We start from the raw sequence: 875 nt of genomic DNA on the forward strand, positions 1-875 counted from the left end.
GGTTCGAACCGCATCGCCGCCGTATTCCAGGAACCGACCCTGCTGCCGTGGCGAACGGTGGAACAGAATGTCAGGCTGGCGTTGCCGAAAAGCTTGAGAGCGAAAAGTCTGGACGGGCTGTTCGACACGCTCGGCCTCGCCGGCATGCGCTCGCTCTATCCTGCCGAACTGTCGCTCGGCCTTGCGCGCAGGGCAGCACTTGCCAGGGCTTTCGCCACCGAGCCGGCGGTGCTTTTCCTGGACGAACCTTTTGTCTCGCTCGACGAACAGACCGCCGAGCGGCTTCGGCATCTGCTTTTGACCGTGTGGTCGGCACGGCCAACGACCGCCTTGATGGTGACGCACAATCTACGCGAGGCACTGATGCTGTCGGACCGCATCATCGTGCTCGCGCCACGGCCAACCCATGTGCTCGGCGTGTTCGACGTACGGCTGCCACGGCAACATCGCAATTCGCAGGTGATGAGCGACCTCCTGCGGTCGTTCCATCATAGATTTCCGGACGTCACCTGATCGCCTGCAGGCGAGATGCATATCGGAGACCTTCATGTCGATCGATCGGCTAAGACGCAGGCTTGTGAGTGGCTTCACCTGCACCGCTGCCAGCGCCGCCTTGCTGCCATGCTGCCTCGGACGAGCCGTTCTGGCCGCAGGCGGCAGCTTGCGGTTCTCGACCAGGCAAATCGCCGACGGCGTCTTCGCCTTCCAGGGCGCGGATGAATTGATGACCGCCGCCAACAACGGTGCGATCTGCAATCTGGGCGCCGTCATCGGCACCGATGCGGTTGCCGTCATCGACAGCGGTGGCAGCCTGATCGAGGCGCACGCCTTTCTCGCCGCGATCGGAAAGCTGACAGCAAAGCCGGTTCGCTTCC

At 63.2% G+C, this 875-nt stretch carries 1 protein-coding gene and 1 pseudogene; both read left to right on the top strand.

Features of this window, described 5'->3' with window-relative positions:
- Positions 1-513 (top strand): ATP-binding cassette domain-containing protein (locus EN750_RS36680; RefSeq protein WP_127399439.1); only part of this gene is annotated, 513 nt, incomplete at its 5' end.
- Between the two features lie 34 nt (positions 514-547).
- Positions 548-875: pseudogene (locus tag EN750_RS36685) on the top strand (MBL fold metallo-hydrolase); the annotation flags it as partial.

It is taken from the genome of Mesorhizobium sp. M7A.F.Ca.ET.027.03.2.1 (assembly GCF_003999175.1).
Classification (GTDB): domain Bacteria; phylum Pseudomonadota; class Alphaproteobacteria; order Rhizobiales; family Rhizobiaceae; genus Mesorhizobium.